Origin of the sequence: Pseudolactococcus insecticola (assembly GCF_011170065.1) — a bacterium.
Taxonomy (GTDB): Bacteria; Bacillota; Bacilli; order Lactobacillales; family Streptococcaceae; genus Pseudolactococcus; species Pseudolactococcus insecticola.
On sequence record NZ_BLLH01000005.1, the window covers coordinates 1 to 24,221 of the forward strand.

A 24,221-nucleotide genomic window follows, 5' to 3' on the forward strand; every position below is an offset into this window, starting at 1 on the left:
ATTCCTCAGAAGACAGTGATTCAACGTATGACTCAGACTCCAATGCTGGTAGAGACTCTACTGAGGTGAGTGATTCGACTGAGGATAGCGATTCGACAGAAGACTCAGATTCATCCGAAGATAGCGACTCATCCGAAGACTCAGATTCATCTGAAGACAGCGATTCGACAGAAGATTCAGATTCAACCGAAGATAGTGATTCGACAGAAGATTCCGATTCAACGGAAGACAGCGATTCGACAGAAGATTCAGATTCAACGGAAGACAGCGATTCGACAGAAGATTCAGATTCAACCGAAGATAGCGATTTACCAGTTGGTATGGATCAGACATCGGACATTGATAGCGATGGCATACCAAACTGGGTAGATAACAACGGTAATGGTAAGTGGGATCCAGGTGAACCAATTGATCCTGATATTGACGGCGATGGCATTCCAAATGACCAAGACCCAGATATTGACGGCGATGGTATTCCAAATGATCAAGATCCAACACCATACGGACCAGGATCAGCACCGGCGCCAGTGCCAGCACCAACGCCAGTGCCAGCACCAACACCAACACCGGTTATTCCAAAAACGGCTCCATCAGAAACCCCAGTATCTAGTCCTGCCCCAACACCAAGTTATGGTGGTAAGGTATTGCCAAATACGGGTGAAGCTGATTCTAATTCGGCAGCAGAAGCGGGTCTCGCAATGTTGCTTGGTATGAACGCGCTTATTCTTGCAGGGAAACGTCGCAAGAAGAAAGAAGAAGAAACTGAACTTAAACATAATTAAGGTAAGCCATAATTATACAGTTTAGTGTTCATAGTTAAAAACACCTCTTGCCTGATGGCGAGGGGTGTTTTTGGTAATTTGCCTCGATCAAAACCGCTAAACCAGCGGTTTTTTGGTATAATAAGAACATGGAAAATAATGAACAACTTAAAAAAATATCAGATTTGCTGACCATTTCCCCTAAGCAAGTGGCGAGCGTTCTGACGCTGACAGATGAGGGCAACACGATTCCCTTCATCGCACGCTATCGTAAGGAAGCAACGGGCAATCTTGATGAAGTACAGATCAAAAATATCGTGGATGAACGTGATAAGGCGGTCAAACTTGACGAGCGTAAGACTGCAGTTCTCACGAAAATCGAGGAGCTTGGTAAGCTTTCTGACGAACTCAAACAGACCATCACAGCAGCTGAAAAGCTCTCCGAAGTCGAAGAGCTTTACCTGCCCTACAAGACAAAACGTCGCACCAAAGCCATGATCGCAAAAGAGCGAGGGCTGTTTGATCTGGCTAAAGTCATCATGCAAAATGGTCCGGTGGCTGAAAAAGCTAAGGATTTTATAAACGAAGAGGTGCCAAGCGCTGATGATGCAATTGCGGGAGCACTTGATATTTTGTCAGAAGCCATTTCTGAGGATATCAAGATGCGTGCCTGGGTTTTAAGCGAGATCAAAGCTAACTCACGCCTTGTAACCGCTGAAAAAGATGGCAGTCTTGATGAGAAAAATACCTTTCAGATCTACTATGACTTTTCAGATAAAGTTTCAGAAATGCCGAACTATCGCGTGCTTGCAGTCAATCGTGGGGAAAAACTAGGGATTTTGTCAGTCAAGTTTGAGCACAATATTGACAAGATGACGCTCATGTTTGAGAGCAGATACAATGCAAAAACGAATCCCTATTTGAAAACGGCAATTACTGAGGCGCTCAAGTCGAAAATCGTACCCGCTATGGAGCGAAATGTCCGCGCTGAACTTAAAGAACGTGCTGAAGATGGTGCCATCGAAACATTTGGCAAAAATCTACGTAATTTGCTCCTAGTTGCACCTCTAAAAGGTAAAGTCGTCTTGGGATTTGACCCGGCATTTCGGACGGGAGCTAAGATCGCCATTGTCGATAAAACCGGGAAAATGCTGATGACAACAGTCATCTATCCGGTCAAGCCAGCAAACGCACGGCAGATAGAAGCAGCAAAAGTCGAACTTGCAAAGCTGATTACAGACTACCAAGTTGAGATGATTGCGATTGGCAATGGCACAGCGTCACGTGAAAGTGAGCAGTTTGTAGCTGACGTCATCAAGGACAATCAGCTCGCTGCAAAATATGTCATCGTTTCAGAAAGCGGTGCGTCAGTCTATTCTGCAAGTCCGCTTGCCAGAGAAGAGTTCCCTGATCTGACGGTTGAAAAGCGTTCTGCGATTTCTATTGCCCGCAGGCTCCAGGATCCGTTGGCTGAGCTTGTCAAAATCGAGCCTAAAGCGATTGGGGTCGGTCAATATCAGCACGATGTGTCAGAAAAGAAGCTGACAGATAACTTGGATTTCGTCGTTGAAACCGTGGTCAACCAGGTCGGCGTCAATGTCAACACGGCGAGTGCCAGTCTCTTGTCGCATGTCGCAGGGTTGAATGCAACGATTGCCAAAAATATCGTGACCTATCGTGAGGAAAATGGCGTCATCAGCTCGCGCAAGGAAATTAACAAAGTACCACGTCTTGGCGCCAAGGCTTTCGAGCAGGCTGCAGGCTTCTTGCGGATTCCAAATAGTGAGAATATCTTGGATAATACGGGAGTTCACCCAGAGTCTTACAAGGTCGTTGACAAACTTTTTAAGACGCTTGACATCAGTGAGCTTGATGATGCGGCGCGTGCCAAGCTTGAAAAAGCTGACCTAGATACTTTGTCAGAAACGCTCAATGTCGGCAAAGAGACGCTAAAAGACATCTTGTCAGACCTGCTTAAGCCTGGGCGTGACTTGCGGGATGATTTTGATGCACCGATTTTGCGTTCTGACGTGCTGTCGGTCAAAGATCTCCGGGTTGGTCAGAAACTTGAAGGCGTCGTCAGAAATGTTGTCGATTTCGGTGCATTTGTTGACATTGGCATCAAAGAAGATGGGTTAGTACACGTCTCACGCATGTCAAAAAAATTCGTCAAAGCACCATCAAGCGTCGTTTCAGTCGGCCAGATCGTGACTGTCTGGGTCTATCAGATTGATCAAAGCCGCGGCAGTAAGGTTGGTCTGTCCATGGTCGAGCCTAAGGAATTACCAGAAACTGATGACAAGAAAAGATGATGAACTCCTAGACTTTGTCAGGTGGGTATCGCAGACAGATTTTGGACTGCCTTTTGAACATGCAGCTAAGTTCAACGGCAGACTGCGCTCAACGGGTGGCAGATTTTTTCCAAAAGATTTACATCTGGACTTTAATGAAAAAATGTATGATCAGTTTTCAGAGGATATTTTCCGTCAGATTGTCCAACATGAGTTGGTGCATTATCACCTCTATCGTGCTGGGCGTGGCTACAAACATCGGGATCAAGATTTCAAAAAATTGCTCAAAGAAGTTGGCGGATTACGATTTGCCCCGGCTTTAGAAGATAGTGCGACAAGATATCTAATCTACCACTGTCAGCAATGTGGTCAAACCTACCCACGTCGCAGAAAAATTGATACGAAAAAATACCGCTGTGGCAAATGCGGCGGGCGATTACAGTTAGAAAATGAGACTAATAACCAGTGAAAGCGTCAGACGAAAAAAAGTTGATTCAGCTATTTAAGCGGCTCAGCACGACTCAAAAAATCATTGCAAGCGTGGTAGTTGTCCTAGCTATAGGTGGCTACTACGTCTATCAGAACAACCTAGCGCAACCAGCACGCCAAACGGTAACCAGCACCGTATCGCAGACAGTTTCAGGTAGCAATACCACGCAAGAAGACCTGCTCAAGCTCAAGTGGGACGGCTCAGACGACTATTATACACAGGTCAATGGTGGCAAGTCAACCTTTTCTGACGCCGAACTCAAGCAGTCGCAGGATAAGGATTACTGGGTGACTTTTTCAGCACTTGACAAACTAGGTCGCGCACAAGTTGCAAACGCCCGTCTGAGTTACACCCAGTATATGAAAGTCAAAAATATTAGCCGTCCGCGTATCCCAAATGATCCGATTGGCTGGCGCTATCAAGGCCACTCGAACAATCAAGATATTTATTTTGACAATGAGCTGGTCACACTTTACAATCGCAGCCACTTGATTGCTTGGATGTTTACAGGGGATGCGGGGAGCAAGGAAAATCTGGTGACAGGAACGCGCGCTATGAACTCGCCTGGTATGAATGACTTTGAAGGTCAGATTTCTGACGTGCTTTACTATAAAAAACTGCACGTGCGCTACCAGGTGACGCCTATTTACAATGGTAATGAGCGCTTGCCGCGCGGTGTGCACATGATGGCGAAGTCTATCGAGGATGGTGGCAAGGCCTATGATTTGAATGTCTATGTTTTCAACATCCAGCCTGGCTACCAGATTAACTATCTGACTGGGCAAGGTCAGAAAAAATAGCGAAAATATCACATAATAGGAAAAATAAATGAGAATTTCAAGAGTTGAAATAGAAAAACTACCAAAAATTGAGTTACATTGTCATCTGGACGGGTCGATTTCCCTGAAAACGATTCGTGCCTTGGCAAAACGAGCCGACATCAAAGTGCCAAAACTTGACGCAGATTTGCGCAAAAAAGTCCAGGCACCTGAAGATGCGGCTGATTTGATGAGCTATCTAGCGCCATTTGACTATGTTCTGCCCATGTTGCAGACAGAAGAAGCGCTTGCGCTTGCGGCATTTGACGTGATTGAGCAGGTAATCAGCGAGCAAATACGCTATATTGAGGTTAGGTTTGCGCCTAGTCTCCACACAGCAGGTGGATTGAGCTTACCTGAGACAGTTAAAGCCGTTGTGCGTGGTCTAGAAGCTGGCCAAAAACGCTACGGTGTCAAGTCAAACGTCATCTTATCAGGCATGCGCAACGAGTCGGTTTCTGACGTCATGAAAATTGTCGAGCTCTTTGAAAATGGCGATCTGACACACTTGGCAGGGTTCGATTTGGCAGGCGAGGAACTTGATGGTTTTCCTGACAAATTTGCACCAGTCCTTGAAAAAGTGCGTGAGAACAAGATTCCATTGACATTGCACGCTGGCGAATGTGGCTGCGCACAAAATGTCATAGATGCTGTCGCAGCAGGTGCTACACGCATTGGCCACGGCGTTGCGATCAAAGATAGGCCTGAAACGTGGGCTGAACTTGCTGAGAAAAAAATCACGCTAGAAATGGCACCAACATCAAATTTTCAGACCAAAGCAATCGACAGTTTGGAAAACTATCCCTTCAAAAAACTGTTTGATGCGGGTGTCAGGGTGACTGTCAACACTGATAATCGCACGGTATCAGGTACCACGCTCAATGATGAATACGAAAAACTTGCCAAATGGTATAATTTCAACGAATCTGATTTTCGTCAGCTGGCAAATTATGCTTTTGAGGCCAGTTTCATGTCTAACGACGATAGAAAAGATCTGGGAAAAGAATTTGGTGCTGTCGTCAAGGCAAAACTACCAACTTTGGCGCTTGATGAGCGGATTGCAAGACTTGACGGTACAATGAATCAAAAAGTACTGAGCGCGAAAAAAGAAGTTTTCAATCGTGCCAAGCTCAGCAAAAAAATTCATTTCATCCGTGAAGAAGGCAAGTCCATGAGTGCCTATCTGACGAAATATCTGATTACATCAATCATCAAATTTGCTATATTTGCGGCTGGAGTTGCGATTATCATAGGTAACTTCGGACTCATGTTCCTAGGGATGTTCAACGGGATTCTAGGAAAGGAAACCTTCAAAAAAATTCTGGCAAAAAATCCACTCGGCGGTCTTTTTCATGCTGAAAGCCGTGTGATGTCGATTATCGGATTGACCTTGCTTGTGATCATTGTTGCTTTTGTCCTCTTCAACCTCTTCAAGATTGCCTTTAGAATCAAGGCAGACGATGACTATATGATCAAGTATTCTTTCCACAAAAATACTACTTTCGCAAATGAAGTCAAAGTTGAGCTTGAAAAGCAAGATTACTACGACTTGAAAGCCAATAAATCAAAATTATTAGCAGAAAAAAACGATGCCTAGTCCATGAACGAGGCATCGTTTTTTATTATTTTTTATCAGGCGTCAAAACCATAGGAATGACAATGGGTTCACGTTCTAATTCACGGTAAAAGAAAGGTTTGATGGCGTCAGTCATGGCGCGTGCAATGCTTGCTTCGTTGGCATTTTCATCGTTCATGGCTTTGCGAATGGCATTGAATAAGACGCGCTGACCAGAGCGAATCAAGTCACCAGACTCACGCATGTAGATAAAGCCACGGCTAAGCATGTCGGGGCCTGCAAGAATCATCTTGCTTTTGAAGTCAACGGTTGCAACAGCAAGGACGACACCGTCTTCTGACAATTCATGGCGATCTCGCAAAACAGCATTGCCAATATCTCCGATACCATTACCATCGACATAGGTATCTTGTGCGTTGAAATGACCCGCAGGACGGGCTGAGTCAGCAGTTAGCGCAAGGACGTCACCATTTTCAAAGATGAAACAGTTTTCCTTTGGCACACCTGTATCTTGCGCAAGACCCGCATGGATTTTTAGCATACGGTACTCACCGTGGACAGGCATGAAATACTTCGGCTTGATCAGGCGGAGCATGAGTTTTTGCTCTTGTTGACCACCGTGACCTGAGGTATGAATATTGTTTATCTTGCCATAGATGACTTTTGCGCCGGCTTCAGAGATGCGGTTGATCAGCTGATTGACACCGTGCGTATTACCAGGGATGGCGTTAGAAGAGAAGACCACCGTGTCGCCCATTTGCAAGGTAACAAAGCGGTGCATGCCGTTTGCAATCCGTGAAAGCGCAGCCATCGGCTCACCTTGGGAACCCGTACACATGATTAAAAGTTCGTGCGGTTGGTATTGATTGACCTCGCCAGGTTCGATGAAAGTACCAGTAGGTGCTTTGATATAGCCTAGTTCGATTCCGTTGACAATGGCTTTTTCCATTGATCGGCCAAATACGACCACCTTACGATTTGTCTTGACAGCAGCTTCAACGGCCTGTTGCAGGCGGAAAATATTTGAAGCAAATGAGGCAAAGATAATCCGACCGTCAATGCGTTCAAATATTTTTTGGATAGATGCGCCGACAACTTTTTCAGAATGCGAAAAGGTTGGAATCTCAGCATTTGTAGAGTCAGAAAGAAGGAGCAACACGCCATCAGTTCCAAGTGCCGCCATACGATGCAAGTCAGCAGGCTCACCGACCGGCGTAAAGTCAAACTTGAAGTCACCTGTTGCGACAATCTTTCCTTGCGGCGTATCAATCACCATAGCAATTGGCTCAGGAATCGAGTGTGTCGTACGAAAGAATGACAGGCTCAGATGTTTAAACTTGATTTCATCTTCTGGATGAATCTCAAAAAGCTGTGCATCTCGCAAAAGCCCATGTTCTTCAAGCTTGCCACGGATCAAGGCAAGTGACAGTGGACCAGCATAGATTGGCACATTTGCTTGCTTGAGTAAAAATGGAATACCGCCGATGTGATCTTCGTGACCATGGGTGATGAAAACCCCCTTGATACGATCGACGTTTTCAACGATATAACTATAATCAGGAATAACGTAGTCGACGCCAAGCAGGTCGTCTTCTGGAAATTTGATGCCGGCGTCCACGATGATAATTTCGTCTTGATACTCGACACCATAGGTATTTTTACCGATTTCGCCCAGTCCGCCAATGGCGAAAACCGCGACTTCGTCAGGCTTTATCTGTAAATTTGTGTAACTGTTAGTTTCAGTCATAGGTCTCTTTTCTTATATTTTTCTGTGTATGATGAAAAAGCTTGTGATGTGTCGTCACAAGCAGTATAGGCTGATTAAAAAGTTGTGATCGTAAATCCTTCAAACTCACGTTCGTATTTTTCTTGTTCACCGCTGATAGCATCGATAAATTCAACATGATAAGCTGTATTTTCACGGATAATATCGCGTACTTTGATAACGCCGTCTCGGGCGTCGCTCGCATCATCAATCTCTAAAAAGAGGGATTGTGTTGTTTCACGTTTTGGGTTACGTTTTTTTGTTTCTTGATAAAAGACTTTGAAAAGCATGTTATTCTCCATTTATTTGTATAATTTTTACAGGTGCACCTATAAAATAGGTCGCATTATTGCAATTAACTCTATTTTATCATAAAATGTAAGTAGACGCAAATTCAGGCAACTGCTTTTAGCGTCTCATAGAAACTGAAAAGTGACAAAAAAGCAACTAAAAAATTAGGACCAGAACATATGAAAATACTAGCTTTCGATACGTCAAGTCAAGCCTTGTCGGTCGCCTTGACTGATGGCGCTGACTTGCTTGGCAAGATTGACCTCAATATAAAAAAAAATCACAGTATTACCTTGATGCCAGCCATTGATTTTCTCATGAAAAATGCAGGACTAGTGCCTGCGCAACTAGATCGTATCGCAGTGGCTCAGGGTCCAGGCAGCTACACAGGCCTGCGAATTGCTGTGACGACGGCAAAAACGCTCGCAAGCACGCTAAATATTGAGCTTGTCGGCGTCTCAAGCCTTGCTGCAATAGCGGCAAATGTGGAAGCAGCAGGCAAGGTAGTCCCAATCATCGATGCCAGACGGATGAACGTCTACGCTGGCGTTTATGAAAATGGTGTCAATACGGCAAAAGATTGCCATACGGCATTTGAGACGCTTATGCTAACGCTGAAAGATGCGCCACAGGTGCTATTTACAGGCGAGATTGACAATTTCCGTGACTTGATCGCAACAGAACTGCCACAGGCAAAAGTGCTAGAAAATCCTGAGCGTAGATTGCCAAACGCCTATCAGATTGCGATTTTGGGCGAAAAGCTTGCGCCAGTCGACATTGACAACTTTGTGCCAGAGTATCTGAAAAAAGTGGAAGCAGAAGAAAAATGGTTGGAGACGCATGATGAAGCAGCTGATACACGATATATTCAAAAAATTTGAACTCACTGACTTTCGCAAATATCAGACTTTTGACGATGTGGATGTGGACATGGTGATTGACAGTACACGTTATCGGATTTCAGAGCGAGAGGATATTGTGAGTTTTCTTGCGATTGAGCGCGATGTCTACGCGGGGGATACGCCCTGGACCTTCTCGCATTTTGAGCATGAGATTACCATCAATGAGCACGCGACTTTCTTAACAGCTGAGTCTGCAGGAAAAATCGTTGGTTTTGTTGGTGCCCGTGTATCGCCTGAACATCAGTCTGTTCATTTGTCAAATCTGGCTGTTTCGTCAAATTTCCAAAAACAAGGTATCGGATCGACCCTGGTTAAAACGATGGCAGAGCTCATGCGTCAGCTGGGTGTTGCAACATTAACCCTTGAGGTCAAGCGGGACAATCTCCCCGCCCAAGCCATGTATCGAAAACTAGGATTTGCGACCACGGAAATCCTGCCCCAATATTATGATAACAAGCTTGATGGCCTATGGATGGTCAAACAACTGCAAGAAACAAGAAAATAAAAATAGCGGAAAAAAAGTAGGACAGCCATGATTAAGATTCGTAAAACAAACTTTCTGACGGACTGTTACAGGGACTATGCGTTGGATATCCATGCGATTCTGACGGCGGTTTATGAGACCTCTCCCTGGACATTTGAGCAGACTTTTGCAGATATGCTGCTTGAAACGACGGCTTATTATCTGGCTTTTTCGGATTCTGACGGCAAATTAGTTGGCTTTCTTGCCACATCGACCGTCATGGACGAGACGGAAATCACCAATATCGCTGTTCTGACGGGTTTTCAAGGCCAAGGTATCGCGAGCCGCTTGATGCAGCAACTAGCAACATCTGACGGCACGATTTTCCTAGAAGTCCGTGCGTCAAACCTAGCCGCACAAAAATTATACGAAAAATGTGGTTTTGTCGCCTATTATCAGCGTAAAGATTATTATCAAAATCCGTCAGAAGACGCGATTCTGATGAGGAGAGAAAATTAAATGAAAGATAGATATATACTGGCTTTTGAGACATCCTGTGACGAGACAAGCGTCGCTGTGCTTAAAAATGATGACATGCTTTTGAGCAACATCATCGCAAGCCAAATCGAGAGTCATAAGCGTTTCGGTGGCGTTGTACCTGAGGTTGCAAGCCGTCATCATGTGGAGGTTATCACGGCTTGTATCAATGACGCCATAGAGAGTGCTGGCATTACAGTGTCAGATCTGACAGCGGTTGCCGTGACGGAAGGGCCGGGACTCGTCGGCGCACTACTTGTCGGCGTTGCAGCAGCAAAAGCCTTTGCCTGGGCGCATGACCTGCCGATTATCCCAGTCAACCATATGGCAGGTCATCTCTGGGCAGCACGACAAGTGCGTGAGCTCGAGTTTCCGCTGCTCGCACTGTTAGTCAGTGGCGGACACACTGAGCTAGTCTATATGGCTGAAAAAGGCGACTATAAAATCATCGGTGAAACGCGTGATGATGCGGTTGGCGAGGCCTATGACAAGGTCGGTCGCATCATGAATCTGACCTATCCCGCCGGAAAAGAGATAGATGCTCTTGCGCATGCTGGCAAGGATGTGTTCAACTTGCCGCGTGCCATGATGAAACATGATGACCCTGCCCTTGAGTTCAGTTTTTCGGGGCTCAAGTCTGCCGTGATCAATCTCGCACACAATGCCGATCAAAAAGGTGAAACGCTTGATAAATCTAACTTAGCGGCAAGTTTTCAGGCTGCGGTCTTAGATGTACTCATTGCCAAAACCAAAACAGCGCTCGCAACATTTCCGGTGAAGATGCTGGTTGTTGCGGGTGGCGTTGCGGCCAATCAAGGCCTGCGCGAACGCTTGGCAGCTGAAATAACAGATATTCCAGTCGTCATCCCGCCTTTGCGGTTGTGCGGCGATAACGCTGGCATGATTGCCTATGCAAGCGTCTGCGAATACAACCGCGACAATTTTGCAGGACTAGACTTGAATGCAAAACCCAGCTTGGCTTTTGAAAATAGGTGAGAACGGGCGCGTGAGCGCTTTTTTTGGTATAATGTTGCTAAAAATAGTAACAAGCCAAAGAAAGGCGAGAGGAGCAAGCGATGGTCAACACAAAGTATCAATCAGGACAAGATTTCAAAACGCAACAAGAATCGCTTAAACAAAAGAAGCAAGCGATGATTGAGCAAGCGAAAAAACGCCAAAAAATAACCGACCAGCCTGCAACCAATACGATAAACAAAAAAAGTCAAAATACGCAACGTTTGCAACAAAAATATCAAAAACGCCTAACCGAATTAGAAAAAAGTTTAAAATTAAGTCAAACAGCGCTTGTAAAAGCAAACGAGAAAACAGAGCAGGCGAAAGCGGAAAAAGTAATTTTGGCTAAGTCGGTATCTGACTTAAACATACGTCTGACAAATCAGATAGAAGACTATAAAAAATTAGAAAGGCAAAACAAAATACACCGTGATCAGGTTGACAAATTACTGACTGCACTCGGACTCAGCGCAGCAGAGTTTGATCAGGCAATTGAAAAATTTCAATACTATCGAGATGAATCAAGTTATCAGCATAAAGAATTCTTGAGATTGGAGCGAGTCGAAGGAATACTTGAACAGGAGATTGAAAAGCGAAATGTTCAAATTGGGAGTCTGAACAGGAAAATCTTAAAACGTGATAAAGAAATCAGAAAACTGAACCACAAACTACAAGATAAGCATCAGGCTGAAAAGGCGCATGTTGAAGAACAGATACAACGTATTAATCTAGGAGATTTCTCAGTTTCGGAGTTACTTAAACATCTGGAGAATCGCTTAAAAACTGATGATATTAGCCAATTCGATACCATCAATGATTTACTCGTCAGATATGATCGTAGGATTCGAAAATTAACGCAAGATTCAAACTATCAATATGGCTATGCACATGAAACGGATAATGGTTGGGAGTTCCATGATGTGCAGCAAAGAAACAGTTTCCCAATGCCGGTCAATCCCAATGTCCCTTTTTTTGAAAGGTTAAAAGATGGTGATACGGTCAAGGTCAAAGTGAGTTCTGACGGAGGTGAAAAAGTAGCTGAGCTAGTCTTTTTGATGGCAAGTCTGTCAGAACGCCGTAAAAAATCTCGAAACATCTATCGGAAGAAATTAACTAAAAGACAAGATACAGGGATAGGAAATCAACCTGAGCGATTTTTGTCAGGAGATGTCGCAAAAATTGCTAAAACAGTGTCTGTCTTACTAATCACAGCTAAAAATGGTAAGCGTTATTTGGAAGAACTTACGCCATTCATGAAAAGTGTGGCCTTGATGGATCCCTATGAAAAATATGAAAAAGAAATCTTCTCAGCAATCAAATCGCATGATATTGTCATCATAGGAACTGAAGGAACGCCGCATGCAATCACGGACTATGTTAAAAATAATTTTCAAAATGATGATAGGATTCAGCTCATGTACCAACCAAGTCGAGGTGATATATTTGCGCGAATTCATTGGCTTTTGATCAATGAAAATTTTAGTCAAGAGTAGGTGTGGGGTTTTAAATCATCTTGAAAATAAAAACGTGGTGAGCAGACGTGCCTGCCTACTATGGTATATTCCAAAAAGGCAGCTATTTTATGGTATACTCAGGTAAACAGCCAACACAAATCACAAAAAGAATAGAGAATCATGCCAAATACAACATTTGAAACCCTCAATATCAGCCCCGAAACGCAAAAAGCTTTGACGGCACTTGGCTATACGCAGCCTACGCAGGTACAGGAGGCGGTGATCACGCAGTTTGTGACGGGTCAGGATTTACTTGTCAAATCTCAAACAGGTAGCGGCAAAACGGCGTCGTTTGCCATTCCCTTAGTTGAAAACATCATCTGGGAAGAGCGTGCACCGCAGGCGATTGTTCTTGCACCGACACGGGAGCTTGCGTTGCAAATCAGCGAAGAGATTTTTAACATCGGGCGCTTTAAACGGATCAAGGTCGAGACTTTGATCGGACATACCCCTTTTCAAGCACAGGCGCGCAATCTCAAAACCCGCACCCATGTCGTCGTTGCAACGCCTGGCAGACTTCTGGACCACATTGAACAGGGGACGATTGATCTGACGAAAATCAAGTTTGTGGTTTTGGACGAGGTCGATGAGATGCTCAGCATGGGCTTTATGTCGCAAGTTGATGATATTTTTGAGCACTTGTCGCAGGCGCGTCAAGTGGCACTTTTTTCGGCGACCTTGCCACAAGCTGTTCTTGACGTCAAAGATTTTTATGTCACAGATCCGATTACCATTGAGGTTGCAGCGCAAAATGCGGTTAGTACACGGATTGATCAAGTGTTTTATTTGGTCGAAAAGACGGCAAAACTCAAAAATTTATACCAGCTTTTAGTCCTTGAAAATCCAGATTCAGCGATTATATTTGCAAATACCCGTGCGGCAGTTGATGCGATTGCAGACTATCTGGACGCACGAGATGTTACAGTTGAGACCTTACATGGCGGCATGGAACAGCGTGACCGAACGCGCGTGATCAATGATTTTAAGCACAATTATTTTCGTTATTTGATTGCGACAGATGTCGCGGCGCGTGGGATAGATGTGGCTGATATTGCAGCAGTTTTTAACTATGACTTGCCAGATAATCCTGAGAGCTACACGCATCGAATCGGACGGACTGCGCGATTTGAAAAGACTGGGCGCGCGATTTCACTTGTGAGCTCGGCGCAAAGAAGTGATTTTGCAGCAATCGAAAAGGCGCAGCAAAAAAACGATGTGACAATCACTGAACACGTGCTACCAAGTGATAGTTTACTTGACAAACGCTTGCCGTCATTTACCGCCAAACAAAAAAGAGAGCTTGAGAAAAAGCAGGCGAAAAGTGCTGTTTTCAAGTCGGACATCATGAAACTTCATATCAATGCGGGCAAAAAAACGAAGCTGCGCGCGGGAGATGTGGTGGGCGCTATCACAAGTATCCCAGGTGTTACAGGTGATGACATCGGTATCATCTCGATTATCGATGTGTCGACTTTTGTCGAGATTTTGAACGGTAAGGGGAAGCAGGTCCTGAAAGCGCTGCAAACTGAGAAGATAAAAGGCCGTCTCAGAAAAGTCTCCCGTGCCAATCAAGGAAAATATGACTAAAATAGCTGAAAAAATCAGCTAAATCTGGTAAAATAGAGCTATCAAATAAAAAATCGAGGTAAAAAAATTGTCTAAAATTCTAGTTTTCGGTCACCAAAATCCTGATACGGATGCCATCGGATCATCTTATGCTTTTGCTGAATTGTCACGGTTGCGTGGCTTAGACGCAGAAGTTGTCGCACTTGGCGAGGTCAATGAAGAAACTGCTTATGCGCTTGATTATTTTGGCGTGACAGCGCCACGTGTGGTCACATCTGCCAAGGCTGAAGGCGCTGACACCGTCATCTTGACTGACCACAATGAGTTCCAACAATCTATCTCAGACATCCGTGATGTGACGATTATGGGCGTTGTTGACCATCATCGTGTGGCAAATTTCGAAACGGAAGCGCCTTTGTTTATGACGCTTGAACCAGTTGGCTCAGCCTCTTCTATCGTCTACCGCCAGTTCAAAGCCGAAGGACGCGATGTGCCAAAAGCAACAGCAGGTTTGTTGCTGTCAGGCTTGATCTCAGATACGTTGCTCCTAAAATCACCAACGACGCATCCGACAGACTTCAAAGTTGCTGAAGAGTTGGCAGAAATCGCTGGTGTTGATCTTGAAACATATGGTCTTGCCATGCTCAAAGCCGGTACAAACTTGTCAACAAAATCAGCAGCTGAGTTGATTGATATTGATGCCAAAACATTTGAGCTAAATGGTAATGATGTCCGTGTAGCGCAGGTTAATACAGTTGATATTGCGGAAGTTTTGACACGTCAAGACGAGATTGAAACAGCCATTACAGCAGCAAATGCAACGCATGGCTACTCAGACTTTGTCTTCATGATTACAGATATTGTCAACTCAAACTCTGAAATCTTGGCTTTGGGTCAAAATATCGGCAAGATTGAAGCAGCATTTGACTTTGAGCTGAAAAATAACCACGCTTTCTTGGCTGGTGCTGTCTCACGTAAGAAACAAGTCGTGCCACAGTTGACAGAGTCATTTAACAAATAAAAAGATAAGTTATAAAACTAGAAAAGCGTTCGCAAGACGCTTTTTTTGCTGTTTGGATAACTTTTTGATAAAATGAGTTTACAAATGTAAACATTAGAAATGAGAAGAAATGGCAAAAAAATCAAAAATCGCAAAATACGAACAACAAAAAGCTTTGGTTGCAAAATATGCTGACCTACGTCAAGAATTAAAAGCAAAAGGAGACTTGGAAGCGCTACGTCGCCTGCCAATCAACAGTAACCCAAATCGCTTGAAAAATCGCGACGAAATCGACGGCCGTCCGCATGCCTATATGCGCAAGTTTGGCATGAGCAGGATTAATTTTCGCAGACTGGCCTATCTGGGTCAAATTCCAGGCGTCAAAAAAGCAAGCTGGTGAATAATTTTAATAGTTAGCAGATATTAAGGAGTAAAATCATGGCAAAACAAGATTTATCAACGGCCTATCGCCGTCTGAAAAGTCCATCTATCAAGATTCGCAAAGCCGCTTTGCGTGTCATTCAGGCACATAATCGTGCAAAATAAAACGCAAATTTCATTATGAGATTTGCGTTTTTTCTATCTTATTTTGGGATGGCAAAGTATTTGCCATTGACAATTTCGACGTCAACAGGCATCTGGTAAAAGCTACTGAGCGTTTCAGTGGTCAAGATTTTCTGAGTCTCACCAGAATCTACAATCTCGCCTTGGCGCAAGAGCAGAATTTTTTGAAAATCTGCTGTGATTTCATCAGGATGATGCGTGATATATAGTAGTGTCGGACCATTTTTGAGCTGTGTAATCTGGTGCAGTTTTTCAAGTAAGCGTTCTTTAGCAAATAAATCAAGGCCATTTGTCGCTTCGTCCAAGATCAGAATGTCGGGATTTGTCATCAGACTGCGGGCAATCAATAATAACTGTTTTTCGCCCTGAGACAGTGTCCCATAAATGCGCCCAATCAGCTTATCAGCACCGATTTGTACCATCAGATCTCGTGCGACATCGAGATCCGCCTCAGAAAATTCACGGTAGAGCATTGACGAGTTGTAGCGGCCCGTCAGAACGAGATTTTCAGCCATGATACTAGGCCTGAAACGCTCAGCAATAAAGGAACCAACAATGCCGATTTTGGCACGGAGTTCAGGGATCTGGTCATGGCCAAAACGTGTGCCAAGGACGGTAATTTCGCCTGACGTTTTCCAGTTTTCAGCCATGATGAGTTTGAGTAAACTAGATTTGCCAGAGCCGTTCAGCCCTAAAATCGCCCAATGCTCGTTTTTGTCGACCTGCCAGTTGATATGTTTGAGGATTTGGTTACCATTTCGTGTGAAATCAACATCTGTTAATGAAATTATGCTCATTTTTTTGCCGTTTCTATATCATTATTTTACAGATTATTATACAATATTAACAAGGAGAATTACAACTATGAAGTGGTCTTTACAAGAATTAACGAAGAAAAAGTCAGTTGAGTTTGCAGAAACGCATCTAGATTTGGCAAAAGAACTGATCACGCGTGAGCCTGAGATTCTTGCCGTATCTGAGGTTTTGGTCAATGGCCGCGTGGACGCTGATAAAGAAATCTACGTGTTGAACTATACAGCTGACTACACCCTGACTTTGCCGTCAAGTCGGAGTTTGACGCCGGTCGAGGTACCCATGTCACTTGCCGTATCAGAATTATTTACAACGCAAGCTTATCTTGATGACAACAAGGCGGATCTGGATGCGGATATGTTGTTTATTTTGGAAAAAGATGTGATTGACCTTGACGAGTCAGTTGCTGATAATATCTTACTCGAACTGCCAATGAAGGTTCTGACAAAAGACGAAGAAAATGCGTCAGAAATGCCAAAAGGTGACACCTGGCAAGTTTTGACAGAAGAAGACTATGCCAAGTTGCAAGCGGAGTCTGACGAAGAGACAAAAGTTGCAAAATCGCCATTTTCACAGCTTGACGGGCTATTTGACTGACGGCGCTGAAATCGGTGCTAAAATCAAAATTAAAATTTTAGATTTATCGTTATTTTGACTTGAAATTTAATTAAAATTATATTATAATGTATTTATTATAAAGTATAAAGTTGTAGGCTGCGCAAACTAAAAAGTGGCAGCTACCTAATAGGAGAGAAAAACATGGCACAAGCAAACTTTGGTGTGGTCGGAATGGCCGTAATGGGTCGTAATCTGGCTTTAAATATCGAATCTCGTGGCTACACAGTTGCGATTTTCAACCGTTCAAAAGAAAAAACAGAAGACGTCGTCAACTCACACCCTGATAAAAACTTTGTCCCAAGCTATGACATCGAATCATTTGTCAACTCAATCGAAAAACCACGTCGAATCATGCTCATGGTCCAAGCAGGTCCAGGAACGGATGCAACGATTCAAAATCTTTTGCCACATTTGGACAAAGGCGACATCTTGATTGATGGCGGAAACACCTTCTACAAAGACACAGAACGCCGCAATGCTGAGCTTGCTGACTCAGGCATCAACTTTATCGGTACGGGTGTTTCTGGCGGCGAAAAAGGCGCACTTGAAGGCCCATCTATCATGCCTGGAGGTCAAAAAGAAGCCTACGAACTCGTTAAAGACGTCCTTGAAGAAATCTCTGCCAAGGCGCCTGAAGACGGCAAACCATGCGTGACATACATTGGGCCAAGTGGTGCAGGTCATTATGTGAAAATGGTGCATAACGGTATCGAATACGGTGATATGCAGTTGATTGCGGAGTCTTACGACCTCATGCAAAAATTACTCGGTCTTTCAGCTACTGAAATGCAATCTGTCTTTACAGAATGGAACAAAGGTGAGCTTGACAGCTACCTGATTGAAATCACAGCTGATATTTTGGGACATGCAGATGACGAAGGTCAAGACGGCCCAGTTGTTGACTATATCTTGGACGCGGCAGGCAACAAAGGTACTGGTAAATGGACGAGTCAATCAGCACTCGACTTCGGTGTGCCACTGCCATTGATTACAGAGTCAGTTTTCGCACGTTATATCTCAGCCTACAAAGACGAACGTGTCAACGCAAGTAAAGTCTTGCCAGCGCCAGAAGCCATTACATTTGACGGTGACAAAGCAGAGCTCATTGAAAAAATCCGCCAAGCACTCTACTTCTCAAAAATCATGTCCTATGCACAAGGCTTTGCACAGTTGCGTGTTGCCTCAAAAGAAAACGACTGGCAGTTACCATTTGGTGATATTGCGGCCATCTGGCGTGCTGGTTGTATCATCCGTGCACGTTTCTTGCAAAAAATCACTGATGCTTATGGTCGTGATGAAGACCTTGCAAATCTCTTACTTGACGAATACTTTATCGACATCACCGCTAAATATCAAAGCGCTGTCCGTGACGTTGTCGCACTCGCAGTCAAAGCAGGTGTGCCAGTGCCAACTTTCTCAAGTGCCATTGCATATTTTGACAGCTATCGCTCAGAAAACTTACCTGCAAACCTGATCCAAGCGCAACGTGACTACTTCGGTGCGCATACTTACAATCGTAAAGATAAACCAGGTACATTCCATTATTCGTGGTACACTGAGCAGTAAGCATTGAACTTGACAAAAAAATAAGGAGATCTAATGTCTAAAAAAATTCTGATTATTGAAGATGAAAAACAGCTAGCACGCTTCGTATCGCTTGAGCTTGAGCATGAAGGTTATTCAGTTGAAGTTCGTCATGACGGCCGTAGTGGTCTTGATGCTGCCATCTCACAAGAGTGGGACATGGTCTTGTTAGACTTGATGTTGCCAGAGCTTGATGGCTTTGAAGTGGCACGTCGCTTGCGCAATGAAAAACAAACACCTATTACCATCATGACAGCACGTGATAGTACCATGGATAAAGTCGCAGGACTTGACATTGGTGCAGATGACTATATCACAAAACCTTTTGCGATTGAAGAGTTGCTGGCGCGTCTTCGTGCCAACTTCCGTCGTCAAGATCGCGAATTACAACGCCGCAAGAAAAATGACGGGTCAACATTCCGTGATTTGATCATTAACAAGAAAAATCGCCAAGTCCAACGTGGCGAAGAAGTGATTGATCTGACAAAACGTGAGTATGACTTGCTTACAATGCTCATGAAAAATGTCAACGACGTGGTGACACGTGAACAACTCGTTCAAAACGTCTGGGGCTACGAAGAAGGTACTGAAACAAACGTTGTCGATGTCTATATTCGCTACCTGCGTAACAAACTGGATCAGAAAGGCAAGGATTCTTATATCCAAACTGTCCGTGGTCTTGGTTACATGTTGCGTGAAAACAACTAGTCTCACATAGAAAAGTAATATCATAGCAACAGCCCTGAAAATATATTTTTTAGGGCTGTTCTATCTACATAAAGATACAGGAGATGCTCATGGCTAACCTCAACTCTGATGAGGAAAATCAGAAAGACGCGAAAAATACGGAAGACGCAGACAACTCAGCGAAAACAGACGGTAAAAGCAAACCCAGAAAACGCAGCATCATGCTCAAATGGTCATTTGCTAATATGTTGTTTTGTTTCGTGATTTTTACGACTTTTGCAGCGATTTCTTTTCAGACGTCTGTCTACTTTTTCTTAAAAGAAGAAAAAGATAATCTCGTCATGGTGGTCAATCAGGTCACTAAAAACCTTGATAATACTGAAGTCCCACTCACGGCAGATAACATCTACAAATACCTCAACTATAAAGAACCAAATGTCCTTGCAAACGCCTATGATGAAGATGGCAATGACGTGAAGTCTGCTGAAAATATCGGGATTCCAGGTATTTATCGTAGAACTTTCCAGATTTATGACATCAAAGGCAACATGATTTTTACGACAAAGACAACGTCCTTGCCCCTATCTGCGACTAAGTCGACGAAGCCCATGGTGATTACGCTTGGTCAGACAACAGGTTATATTGTAACACGAGAAATCAAATCTGCCAAAACAGGAAAAGTGGTAGGCTATCTTCAGTCGTTTAACGACTTGAAATATTACTATAATGTGCGAAACAAGCTCCTGTTTTTGCTGATTGGACTTGAAATTATTGCTATGATTTTAGCGAATATCATTGGCTACTTTGTGTCGGATCATTTTTTGAAGCCGCTCGCAAAATTGCACAGTGCCATGAAAAAAATTGTCAATTCACCGTCTGGTCGCTATGAAGAAGTTGAAATTGACTCTGGTGATGAGATTGAGGAGCTTGCCGACGTCTATAACGCCATGATGGCGAAAACGCATGATTATATCAGTGGTCAGGAAAGATTCGTCTCTGATGTCAGCCATGAGCTTAGAACGCCACTTGCGGTGCTTGATGGGCATATCAATCTCTTGCGGCGCTGGGGGAAGGACGACCCCGAGCAGCTTGTCGACTCACTTGAGGCGGCTCACTACGAAGTGCAAAAAATGTCAGCCATGATTCAGGATATGCTCAACATGACCCGGCTCAAGCAAACTGACGACTATAAAAACAAGCAAACACGCGTTGTCGATAGTGTTGAGGACATGGTGGATAATTTCCGCATGATTCATCAAGATTTTGTGATTGAGTTTGAACGCCACGTGGATTTTGAGGCACATGCACAGATTTATAAAAACCACTACGAGCAGGCGTTGACAGTCCTTATGGACAATGCTGTCAAATATTCAGGAGATGCAGAAAAATATATCAAAGTCACGCTGACTGAAGACGCAGATAATATTATCACGACTGTTTCTGACCATGGCCTTGGGATTAACGCTGACGATCTGAGTCATGTCTTTGAGCGCTTTTTCCGAGCTGATAAGGCAAGGAATCGGGAAATTGGTGGGACTGGTCTTGGTCTGTCAATCATCTCAAATATCGCAGAACTTTATCACGGACAGGTAGATGTCACGTCGAAAATCGGTAAAGGGTCAGCTTTTGTCATCAGCATCCCTAAACCAAACCTAACTGATGAACTAGAAACGTTGTAACAGCGGCGTTTCTTTTTTTATACCAAAATATAATTGAATTTTTTGAATATTTGCTATTTACAAGTCAGTTAATCTATGTTAGAATATGTAACATAGAATGATGTTAGAATTTCTAACACAAATACACGAGCGATTGCTCAGATAAACAAATAGGAGATTTTTTATGAACGCAGGAAGTATCGCATTTATTCTCATCTGTGCGGCTCTGGTTTGGCTTATGACCCCAGCGCTTGCCTTTTTCTACGGTGGTTTGGAACGCCGGAAAAACGTTTTGAATACGATGATGATGGTTTTGGTGCCACTAGGCTTGGCCTCTCTACTTTGGGTGGCAATTGGTTATACACTCTCGTTTTCAGGCGATGGAACCTTTATCGGTGATTTTCATCATATGTTTTTTGATGGTGTAAGCATGTCGAAAAATACCTTACATGGACTTGAGATTCCTGATGGCCTGTTTGGTGGTTTCCAGATGATGTTTTCTATCATCACGGTAGCGCTTTTGACAGGTTCAGTTGTCGGTCGTATGCGCTTTACGCCTCTTGTCATCTTCATGGCCGTGTGGTTAATCTTGGTCTACTATCCACTTGCACATATGGTTTGGGGCGGTGGTTTCTTAGCGCAAATCCACTCTATCGACTTTGCTGGTGGTAATGTCGTCCATATCTCATCAGGTATTAGTGCGCTCGTGTTAGCTATTATGCTCGGACGTCGTCGAGACTATGCCCGTCTTGAGTATCGTCCGCATAACATCCCGTTTGTTGTCCTGGGTGCTGGTCTTTTGTGGTTTGGCTGGTTTGGTTTCAATGCTGGCTCAGCTCTTGGTGCCAACGGTCTTGCTGTTCATGCCTTGATGACGACAAATACAGCAGCAGCAGCAGCGATGTTGTCATGGATGTTGGTAGAAAAAATCACGATTGGTAAGCCAACGGTTGTTGGCGCATCTACTGGTCTCGTTGTGGGTCTAGTTGCCATCACGCCAGGTGCAGGATTTGTCTCGCTTGGGTCATCTATTTTGATTGGTGCTTTGGTTTCGCCGATTTCTTATTACTTTATCTCAGTTGTCAAACACAAACTCGGTTATGATGATGCGCTGGATGCATTTGGGGCACATGGTATTGGCGGTATCTTTGGCGGTATCATGACAGGACTTTTCACAACACCAGCACTTGCGCTTGAAAAAGGGTATTCTGGTCTGGTTTATGGTTCAGGAAAACTTTTCCTAGCACAGATAGAAGCGATTCTCTTTACAATCGTATTTAGTGCTGTGGTGACGTTTGTGATTATTAAAATCATCTCATTATTCACTGAAATTCGCGTTAGTGACCGTGCGGAAGCTGTCGGACTGGATGATAGCGAACACGATGAAACAGCCTACCCAACATTTATGGGGCTCGATAGCTAATAGTTAGAATTGATAAGAAGGAGGATGACGATGAAAAAAGTAGAAGCGATTATTCGCACAGATAAGTTAGAAGATTTGAAAGATGCCTTGGTCAAAAATGACTTGGCAAAAGGCATGACCGTGTCGCAAGTTTTGGGTTATGGTAATCAAAAAGGGTTTGCTGAGTATGTTCGGGGGCAAAAGCTGAACACGACTTTGCTTGCTAAGATTAAAATCGAGATTGTCACAGTAGAAGAACGCGTTTCAAAACTGGTTGAGATTATCCGCGAAACGGCGCAGACTGGTGAAGTGGGAGACGGCAAGATTTTTATCTTGCCGGTTGAGAATGTCATTCGGATTCGCACAGGCGAAGAAGATAGCGACGCAATTTAAAAAAATGCTCACAGATGAAAAAGTGTTTGATTTTTAAAAATCAAATACTTTTTTCTTTTGCCTAAACTAAACTGATTCTTGAAAAATCTGCCTAAAAACGGTAGAATTAGAAGATATAGATAGAGCGTGAAAAAGATAAGTTAGAGGTAGCTTTGTGAAGACGTATAAAGAGTTTGAAAACAAAAAAGTACTGGTCCTTGGCCTTGCCAAATCAGGAGAGTCTGCTGCGCGCGTGCTCAATCAGCTAGGTGCGATCGTCACGGTAAACGACGGTAAGCCATTTGATGAAAATCCTGCAGCCCAAGATCTGCTGACAGAAGGCATTAAAGTCATCACAGGTAGTCATCCGCTTGAGTTGCTGGACGAAGATTTTGCACTCATGGTCAAAAATCCAGGGATCCCATATGAAAATCCAATGGTGGCGCGTGCGATTGCTCGAAAAATTCCCGTTATTACTGAGGTTGAACTGGCTTATTTGATTTCTGAATCGCCGATTGTTGGGATTACAGGGACAAATGGCAAGACAACGACGACGACGCTGATTGCTGATATTTTTAATGCGGCTCATAAAACAGCTAAATTATCAGGGAATATCGGTTTTCCTGCGTCAGATGTTGCATCAAAGTCAACTGCTGATGAAACATTGATCATGGAGCTGTCAAGTTTCCAACTCATGGGCATTCAGGCTTTTCATCCGACAATCGCTGTGATTACAAATTTATTTTCAGCGCACTTGGACTACCACGGTTCTCAGGAAAACTATGAGGCTGCCAAATGGCGAATTCAAGAAAACATGACGGCTGATGACTTTTTGGTGTTGAATTTTAACCAGGAAAAACTGCGTCAGAAGGCGGACCAAACGCAAGCCACAGTGATCGGTTTTTCAACGACAGAAAAAATAGCAAATGGCGCCTATGTTTCTGACGGTCAGATTTATTTTGCTGATGAAAAAATCATGGCAGTGGCGGATTTGTCGCTGCCTGGCGATCACAATGTTGAAAATGCCTTGGCTGCGATTTGTGTTGCCAAACTCTCTGACATCTCAAATCAAGCAATTATAAGCGTTCTGACGACATTTTCAGGGGTTAAACATCGCCTGCAATATCTGGGTGAAAAGTCTAGCATCAAGTTTTATAACGATAGCAAGGCAACAAATATCCTTGCCACGCAAAAAGCCTTATCAGGCTTTGATAACACGCATCTATGGCTGCTTGCGGGAGGTCTGGATCGTGGCAATGGCTTTGATGAGCTTGCGCCTGACGTTGAAGGACTTAAAGGGATGATTGTTTTTGGTGAAACGGCACCTAAGCTAAAAGACTTGGCTGAAAAACTTGGCATTTCAGTATTTGCAAGTAAGGATGTTGCCACAGCAGCTGCACTTGCATTTGAGAAGGCGGACGCTAGTGATGTGGTGCTTTTGAGCCCTGCCAATGCGAGCTGGGATCAGTACAAGACCTTTGAGCAACGCGGCGATTTATTTATCGCAGCTTTTGAAAATTTGAAAGAAAACTAAC

24 protein-coding genes are annotated in these 24,221 nt (G+C 43.9%); 21 read left to right on the forward strand and 3 right to left on the reverse strand.

The features are described from left to right. The 5 genes from Hs20B_RS09815 to add form a co-directional block, all read left to right on the forward strand. On the forward strand, nucleotides 1-782 hold a 782-nt coding region (locus Hs20B_RS09815), incomplete at its 5' end, for an LPXTG cell wall anchor domain-containing protein (RefSeq protein ID WP_172356385.1). 128 nt (nucleotides 783-910) lie between these two features. Beyond that, on the forward strand, nucleotides 911-3,073 hold the full coding sequence (locus Hs20B_RS05490) for a Tex family protein (protein WP_172356387.1): 2,163 nt from the start codon (nucleotides 911-913) through the stop codon (nucleotides 3,071-3,073). Beyond that, nucleotides 3,057-3,521, forward strand: a complete 465-nt coding sequence (locus tag Hs20B_RS05495; protein WP_172356389.1) for a SprT family protein — start codon at nucleotides 3,057-3,059, stop codon at nucleotides 3,519-3,521. Before Hs20B_RS05490 ends, Hs20B_RS05495 begins: the two co-directional genes overlap by 17 nt. Then, complete coding sequence (locus tag Hs20B_RS05500; RefSeq protein ID WP_172356391.1) at nucleotides 3,518-4,342, forward strand: DNA/RNA non-specific endonuclease; 825 nt, start codon at nucleotides 3,518-3,520, stop codon at nucleotides 4,340-4,342. Before Hs20B_RS05495 ends, Hs20B_RS05500 begins: the two co-directional genes overlap by 4 nt. Nucleotides 4,343-4,370: 28 nt before the next feature. Then, the gene (add, locus tag Hs20B_RS05505) at nucleotides 4,371-5,957 is read left to right on the forward strand and encodes an adenosine deaminase (protein ID WP_172356393.1); all 1,587 of its coding nucleotides are present in this window, start codon (nucleotides 4,371-4,373) and stop codon (nucleotides 5,955-5,957) included. Nucleotides 5,958-5,982: 25 nt separating this feature from the next. Here the strand turns inward: add and rnjA are convergent, their stop codons facing one another. Both rnjA and Hs20B_RS05515 read right to left on the reverse strand, forming a co-directional pair. After that, entirely contained in the window at nucleotides 5,983-7,683 is a 1,701-nt protein-coding gene (rnjA, locus tag Hs20B_RS05510; RefSeq protein ID WP_172356395.1) for a ribonuclease J1, read from the reverse strand. Between the two features lie 74 nt (nucleotides 7,684-7,757). Continuing rightward, a complete protein-coding gene (locus tag Hs20B_RS05515; protein ID WP_172356397.1) occupies nucleotides 7,758-7,991 on the reverse strand; it encodes an RNA polymerase epsilon subunit in 234 nt (77 codons plus the stop codon). A gap of 180 nt (nucleotides 7,992-8,171) precedes the next feature. On the opposite strand from Hs20B_RS05515, the gene tsaB reads away from it, so the two are divergent. The 9 genes from tsaB to Hs20B_RS05560 all read left to right on the forward strand — a co-directional run bounded on the left by tsaB (nucleotide 8,172) and on the right by Hs20B_RS05560 (nucleotide 15,534). Beyond that, complete coding sequence (gene tsaB, locus Hs20B_RS05520) at nucleotides 8,172-8,873, forward strand: tRNA (adenosine(37)-N6)-threonylcarbamoyltransferase complex dimerization subunit type 1 TsaB (RefSeq protein WP_172356399.1); 702 nt, start codon at nucleotides 8,172-8,174, stop codon at nucleotides 8,871-8,873. After that, complete coding sequence (gene rimI, locus Hs20B_RS05525) at nucleotides 8,833-9,399, forward strand: ribosomal protein S18-alanine N-acetyltransferase (RefSeq protein WP_172356401.1); 567 nt, start codon at nucleotides 8,833-8,835, stop codon at nucleotides 9,397-9,399. Before tsaB ends, rimI (Hs20B_RS05525) begins: the two co-directional genes overlap by 41 nt. Nucleotides 9,400-9,426: 27 nt before the next feature. After that, the gene (gene rimI, locus Hs20B_RS05530) at nucleotides 9,427-9,876 is read left to right on the forward strand and encodes a ribosomal protein S18-alanine N-acetyltransferase (RefSeq protein WP_172356403.1); all 450 of its coding nucleotides are present in this window, start codon (nucleotides 9,427-9,429) and stop codon (nucleotides 9,874-9,876) included. Further along, nucleotides 9,877-10,890, forward strand: a complete 1,014-nt coding sequence (tsaD, locus tag Hs20B_RS05535; protein ID WP_172356405.1) for a tRNA (adenosine(37)-N6)-threonylcarbamoyltransferase complex transferase subunit TsaD — start codon at nucleotides 9,877-9,879, stop codon at nucleotides 10,888-10,890. A gap of 80 nt (nucleotides 10,891-10,970) precedes the next feature. Continuing rightward, entirely contained in the window at nucleotides 10,971-12,401 is a 1,431-nt protein-coding gene (locus Hs20B_RS05540) for a hypothetical protein (protein ID WP_172356407.1), read from the forward strand. Nucleotides 12,402-12,542: 141 nt separating this feature from the next. After that, nucleotides 12,543-14,009 carry a DEAD/DEAH box helicase gene (locus Hs20B_RS05545; protein WP_172356409.1) on the forward strand — a complete coding sequence of 489 codons (1,467 nt, stop codon included), beginning with the start codon at nucleotides 12,543-12,545 and terminating at the stop codon, nucleotides 14,007-14,009. Between the two features lie 67 nt (nucleotides 14,010-14,076). Beyond that, nucleotides 14,077-15,009: a manganese-dependent inorganic pyrophosphatase gene (locus Hs20B_RS05550; protein WP_172356411.1), complete on the forward strand. Its 933-nt coding sequence runs from the start codon at nucleotides 14,077-14,079 to the stop codon at nucleotides 15,007-15,009. Nucleotides 15,010-15,118: 109 nt separating this feature from the next. Beyond that, entirely contained in the window at nucleotides 15,119-15,388 is a 270-nt protein-coding gene (gene rpsN, locus Hs20B_RS05555) for a 30S ribosomal protein S14 (protein ID WP_172356413.1), read from the forward strand. A gap of 38 nt (nucleotides 15,389-15,426) precedes the next feature. After that, nucleotides 15,427-15,534, forward strand: coding sequence for a putative metal homeostasis protein (locus tag Hs20B_RS05560; protein WP_172356427.1), 108 nt, complete (start codon nucleotides 15,427-15,429; stop codon nucleotides 15,532-15,534). Nucleotides 15,535-15,572: 38 nt separating this feature from the next. Here Hs20B_RS05560 and Hs20B_RS05565 read toward each other — a convergent pair whose 3' ends face one another. Then, entirely contained in the window at nucleotides 15,573-16,349 is a 777-nt protein-coding gene (locus Hs20B_RS05565) for an ABC transporter ATP-binding protein (protein ID WP_172356429.1), read from the reverse strand. Nucleotides 16,350-16,416: 67 nt separating this feature from the next. Between Hs20B_RS05565 and Hs20B_RS05570 the strand changes: the two genes are divergently transcribed. The 7 genes from Hs20B_RS05570 (at nucleotide 16,417) to murD (ending at nucleotide 24,220) form a co-directional block, all read left to right on the forward strand. After that, the gene (locus tag Hs20B_RS05570; RefSeq protein WP_172356431.1) at nucleotides 16,417-16,962 is read left to right on the forward strand and encodes a YceD family protein; all 546 of its coding nucleotides are present in this window, start codon (nucleotides 16,417-16,419) and stop codon (nucleotides 16,960-16,962) included. 162 nt (nucleotides 16,963-17,124) lie between these two features. Then, nucleotides 17,125-18,549: an NADP-dependent phosphogluconate dehydrogenase gene (gene gndA / locus Hs20B_RS05575; protein ID WP_172356433.1), complete on the forward strand. Its 1,425-nt coding sequence runs from the start codon at nucleotides 17,125-17,127 to the stop codon at nucleotides 18,547-18,549. Between the two features lie 33 nt (nucleotides 18,550-18,582). Continuing rightward, entirely contained in the window at nucleotides 18,583-19,275 is a 693-nt protein-coding gene (locus Hs20B_RS05580; protein WP_172356435.1) for a response regulator transcription factor, read from the forward strand. Between the two features lie 89 nt (nucleotides 19,276-19,364). Then, entirely contained in the window at nucleotides 19,365-20,933 is a 1,569-nt protein-coding gene (locus Hs20B_RS05585) for a HAMP domain-containing sensor histidine kinase (RefSeq protein WP_172356437.1), read from the forward strand. A gap of 163 nt (nucleotides 20,934-21,096) precedes the next feature. After that, nucleotides 21,097-22,335, forward strand: coding sequence for an ammonium transporter (locus Hs20B_RS05590; protein WP_172356439.1), 1,239 nt, complete (start codon nucleotides 21,097-21,099; stop codon nucleotides 22,333-22,335). A gap of 30 nt (nucleotides 22,336-22,365) precedes the next feature. Beyond that, entirely contained in the window at nucleotides 22,366-22,707 is a 342-nt protein-coding gene (locus Hs20B_RS05595) for a P-II family nitrogen regulator (protein WP_172356441.1), read from the forward strand. A gap of 154 nt (nucleotides 22,708-22,861) precedes the next feature. After that, nucleotides 22,862-24,220 carry a UDP-N-acetylmuramoyl-L-alanine--D-glutamate ligase gene (gene murD, locus Hs20B_RS05600; RefSeq protein WP_172356443.1) on the forward strand — a complete coding sequence of 453 codons (1,359 nt, stop codon included), beginning with the start codon at nucleotides 22,862-22,864 and terminating at the stop codon, nucleotides 24,218-24,220. Nucleotide 24,221: the final 1 nt, after the last annotated feature.

Coding starts and splice junctions, on each gene's coding strand:
- Hs20B_RS05490 (WP_172356387.1), top strand. CDS start 911: ATGGAAAATAATGAACAACTTAAAAAAATATCAGATTTGCTGACCATT.
- Hs20B_RS05495 (WP_172356389.1), top strand. CDS start 3,057: ATGACAAGAAAAGATGATGAACTCCTAGACTTTGTCAGGTGGGTATCG.
- add (WP_172356393.1), top strand. CDS start 4,371: ATGAGAATTTCAAGAGTTGAAATAGAAAAACTACCAAAAATTGAGTTA.
- rnjA (WP_172356395.1), bottom strand. CDS start 7,683: ATGACTGAAACTAACAGTTACACAAATTTACAGATAAAGCCTGACGAA.
- Hs20B_RS05515 (WP_172356397.1), bottom strand. CDS start 7,991: ATGCTTTTCAAAGTCTTTTATCAAGAAACAAAAAAACGTAACCCAAAA.
- tsaB (WP_172356399.1), top strand. CDS start 8,172: ATGAAAATACTAGCTTTCGATACGTCAAGTCAAGCCTTGTCGGTCGCC.
- rimI (WP_172356401.1), top strand. CDS start 8,833: ATGATGAAGCAGCTGATACACGATATATTCAAAAAATTTGAACTCACT.
- rimI (WP_172356403.1), top strand. CDS start 9,427: ATGATTAAGATTCGTAAAACAAACTTTCTGACGGACTGTTACAGGGAC.
- tsaD (WP_172356405.1), top strand. CDS start 9,877: ATGAAAGATAGATATATACTGGCTTTTGAGACATCCTGTGACGAGACA.
- Hs20B_RS05540 (WP_172356407.1), top strand. CDS start 10,971: ATGGTCAACACAAAGTATCAATCAGGACAAGATTTCAAAACGCAACAA.
- Hs20B_RS05545 (WP_172356409.1), top strand. CDS start 12,543: ATGCCAAATACAACATTTGAAACCCTCAATATCAGCCCCGAAACGCAA.
- rpsN (WP_172356413.1), top strand. CDS start 15,119: ATGGCAAAAAAATCAAAAATCGCAAAATACGAACAACAAAAAGCTTTG.
- Hs20B_RS05560 (WP_172356427.1), top strand. CDS start 15,427: ATGGCAAAACAAGATTTATCAACGGCCTATCGCCGTCTGAAAAGTCCA.
- Hs20B_RS05565 (WP_172356429.1), bottom strand. CDS start 16,349: ATGAGCATAATTTCATTAACAGATGTTGATTTCACACGAAATGGTAAC.
- Hs20B_RS05570 (WP_172356431.1), top strand. CDS start 16,417: ATGAAGTGGTCTTTACAAGAATTAACGAAGAAAAAGTCAGTTGAGTTT.
- gndA (WP_172356433.1), top strand. CDS start 17,125: ATGGCACAAGCAAACTTTGGTGTGGTCGGAATGGCCGTAATGGGTCGT.
- Hs20B_RS05580 (WP_172356435.1), top strand. CDS start 18,583: ATGTCTAAAAAAATTCTGATTATTGAAGATGAAAAACAGCTAGCACGC.
- Hs20B_RS05585 (WP_172356437.1), top strand. CDS start 19,365: ATGGCTAACCTCAACTCTGATGAGGAAAATCAGAAAGACGCGAAAAAT.
- Hs20B_RS05590 (WP_172356439.1), top strand. CDS start 21,097: ATGAACGCAGGAAGTATCGCATTTATTCTCATCTGTGCGGCTCTGGTT.
- Hs20B_RS05595 (WP_172356441.1), top strand. CDS start 22,366: ATGAAAAAAGTAGAAGCGATTATTCGCACAGATAAGTTAGAAGATTTG.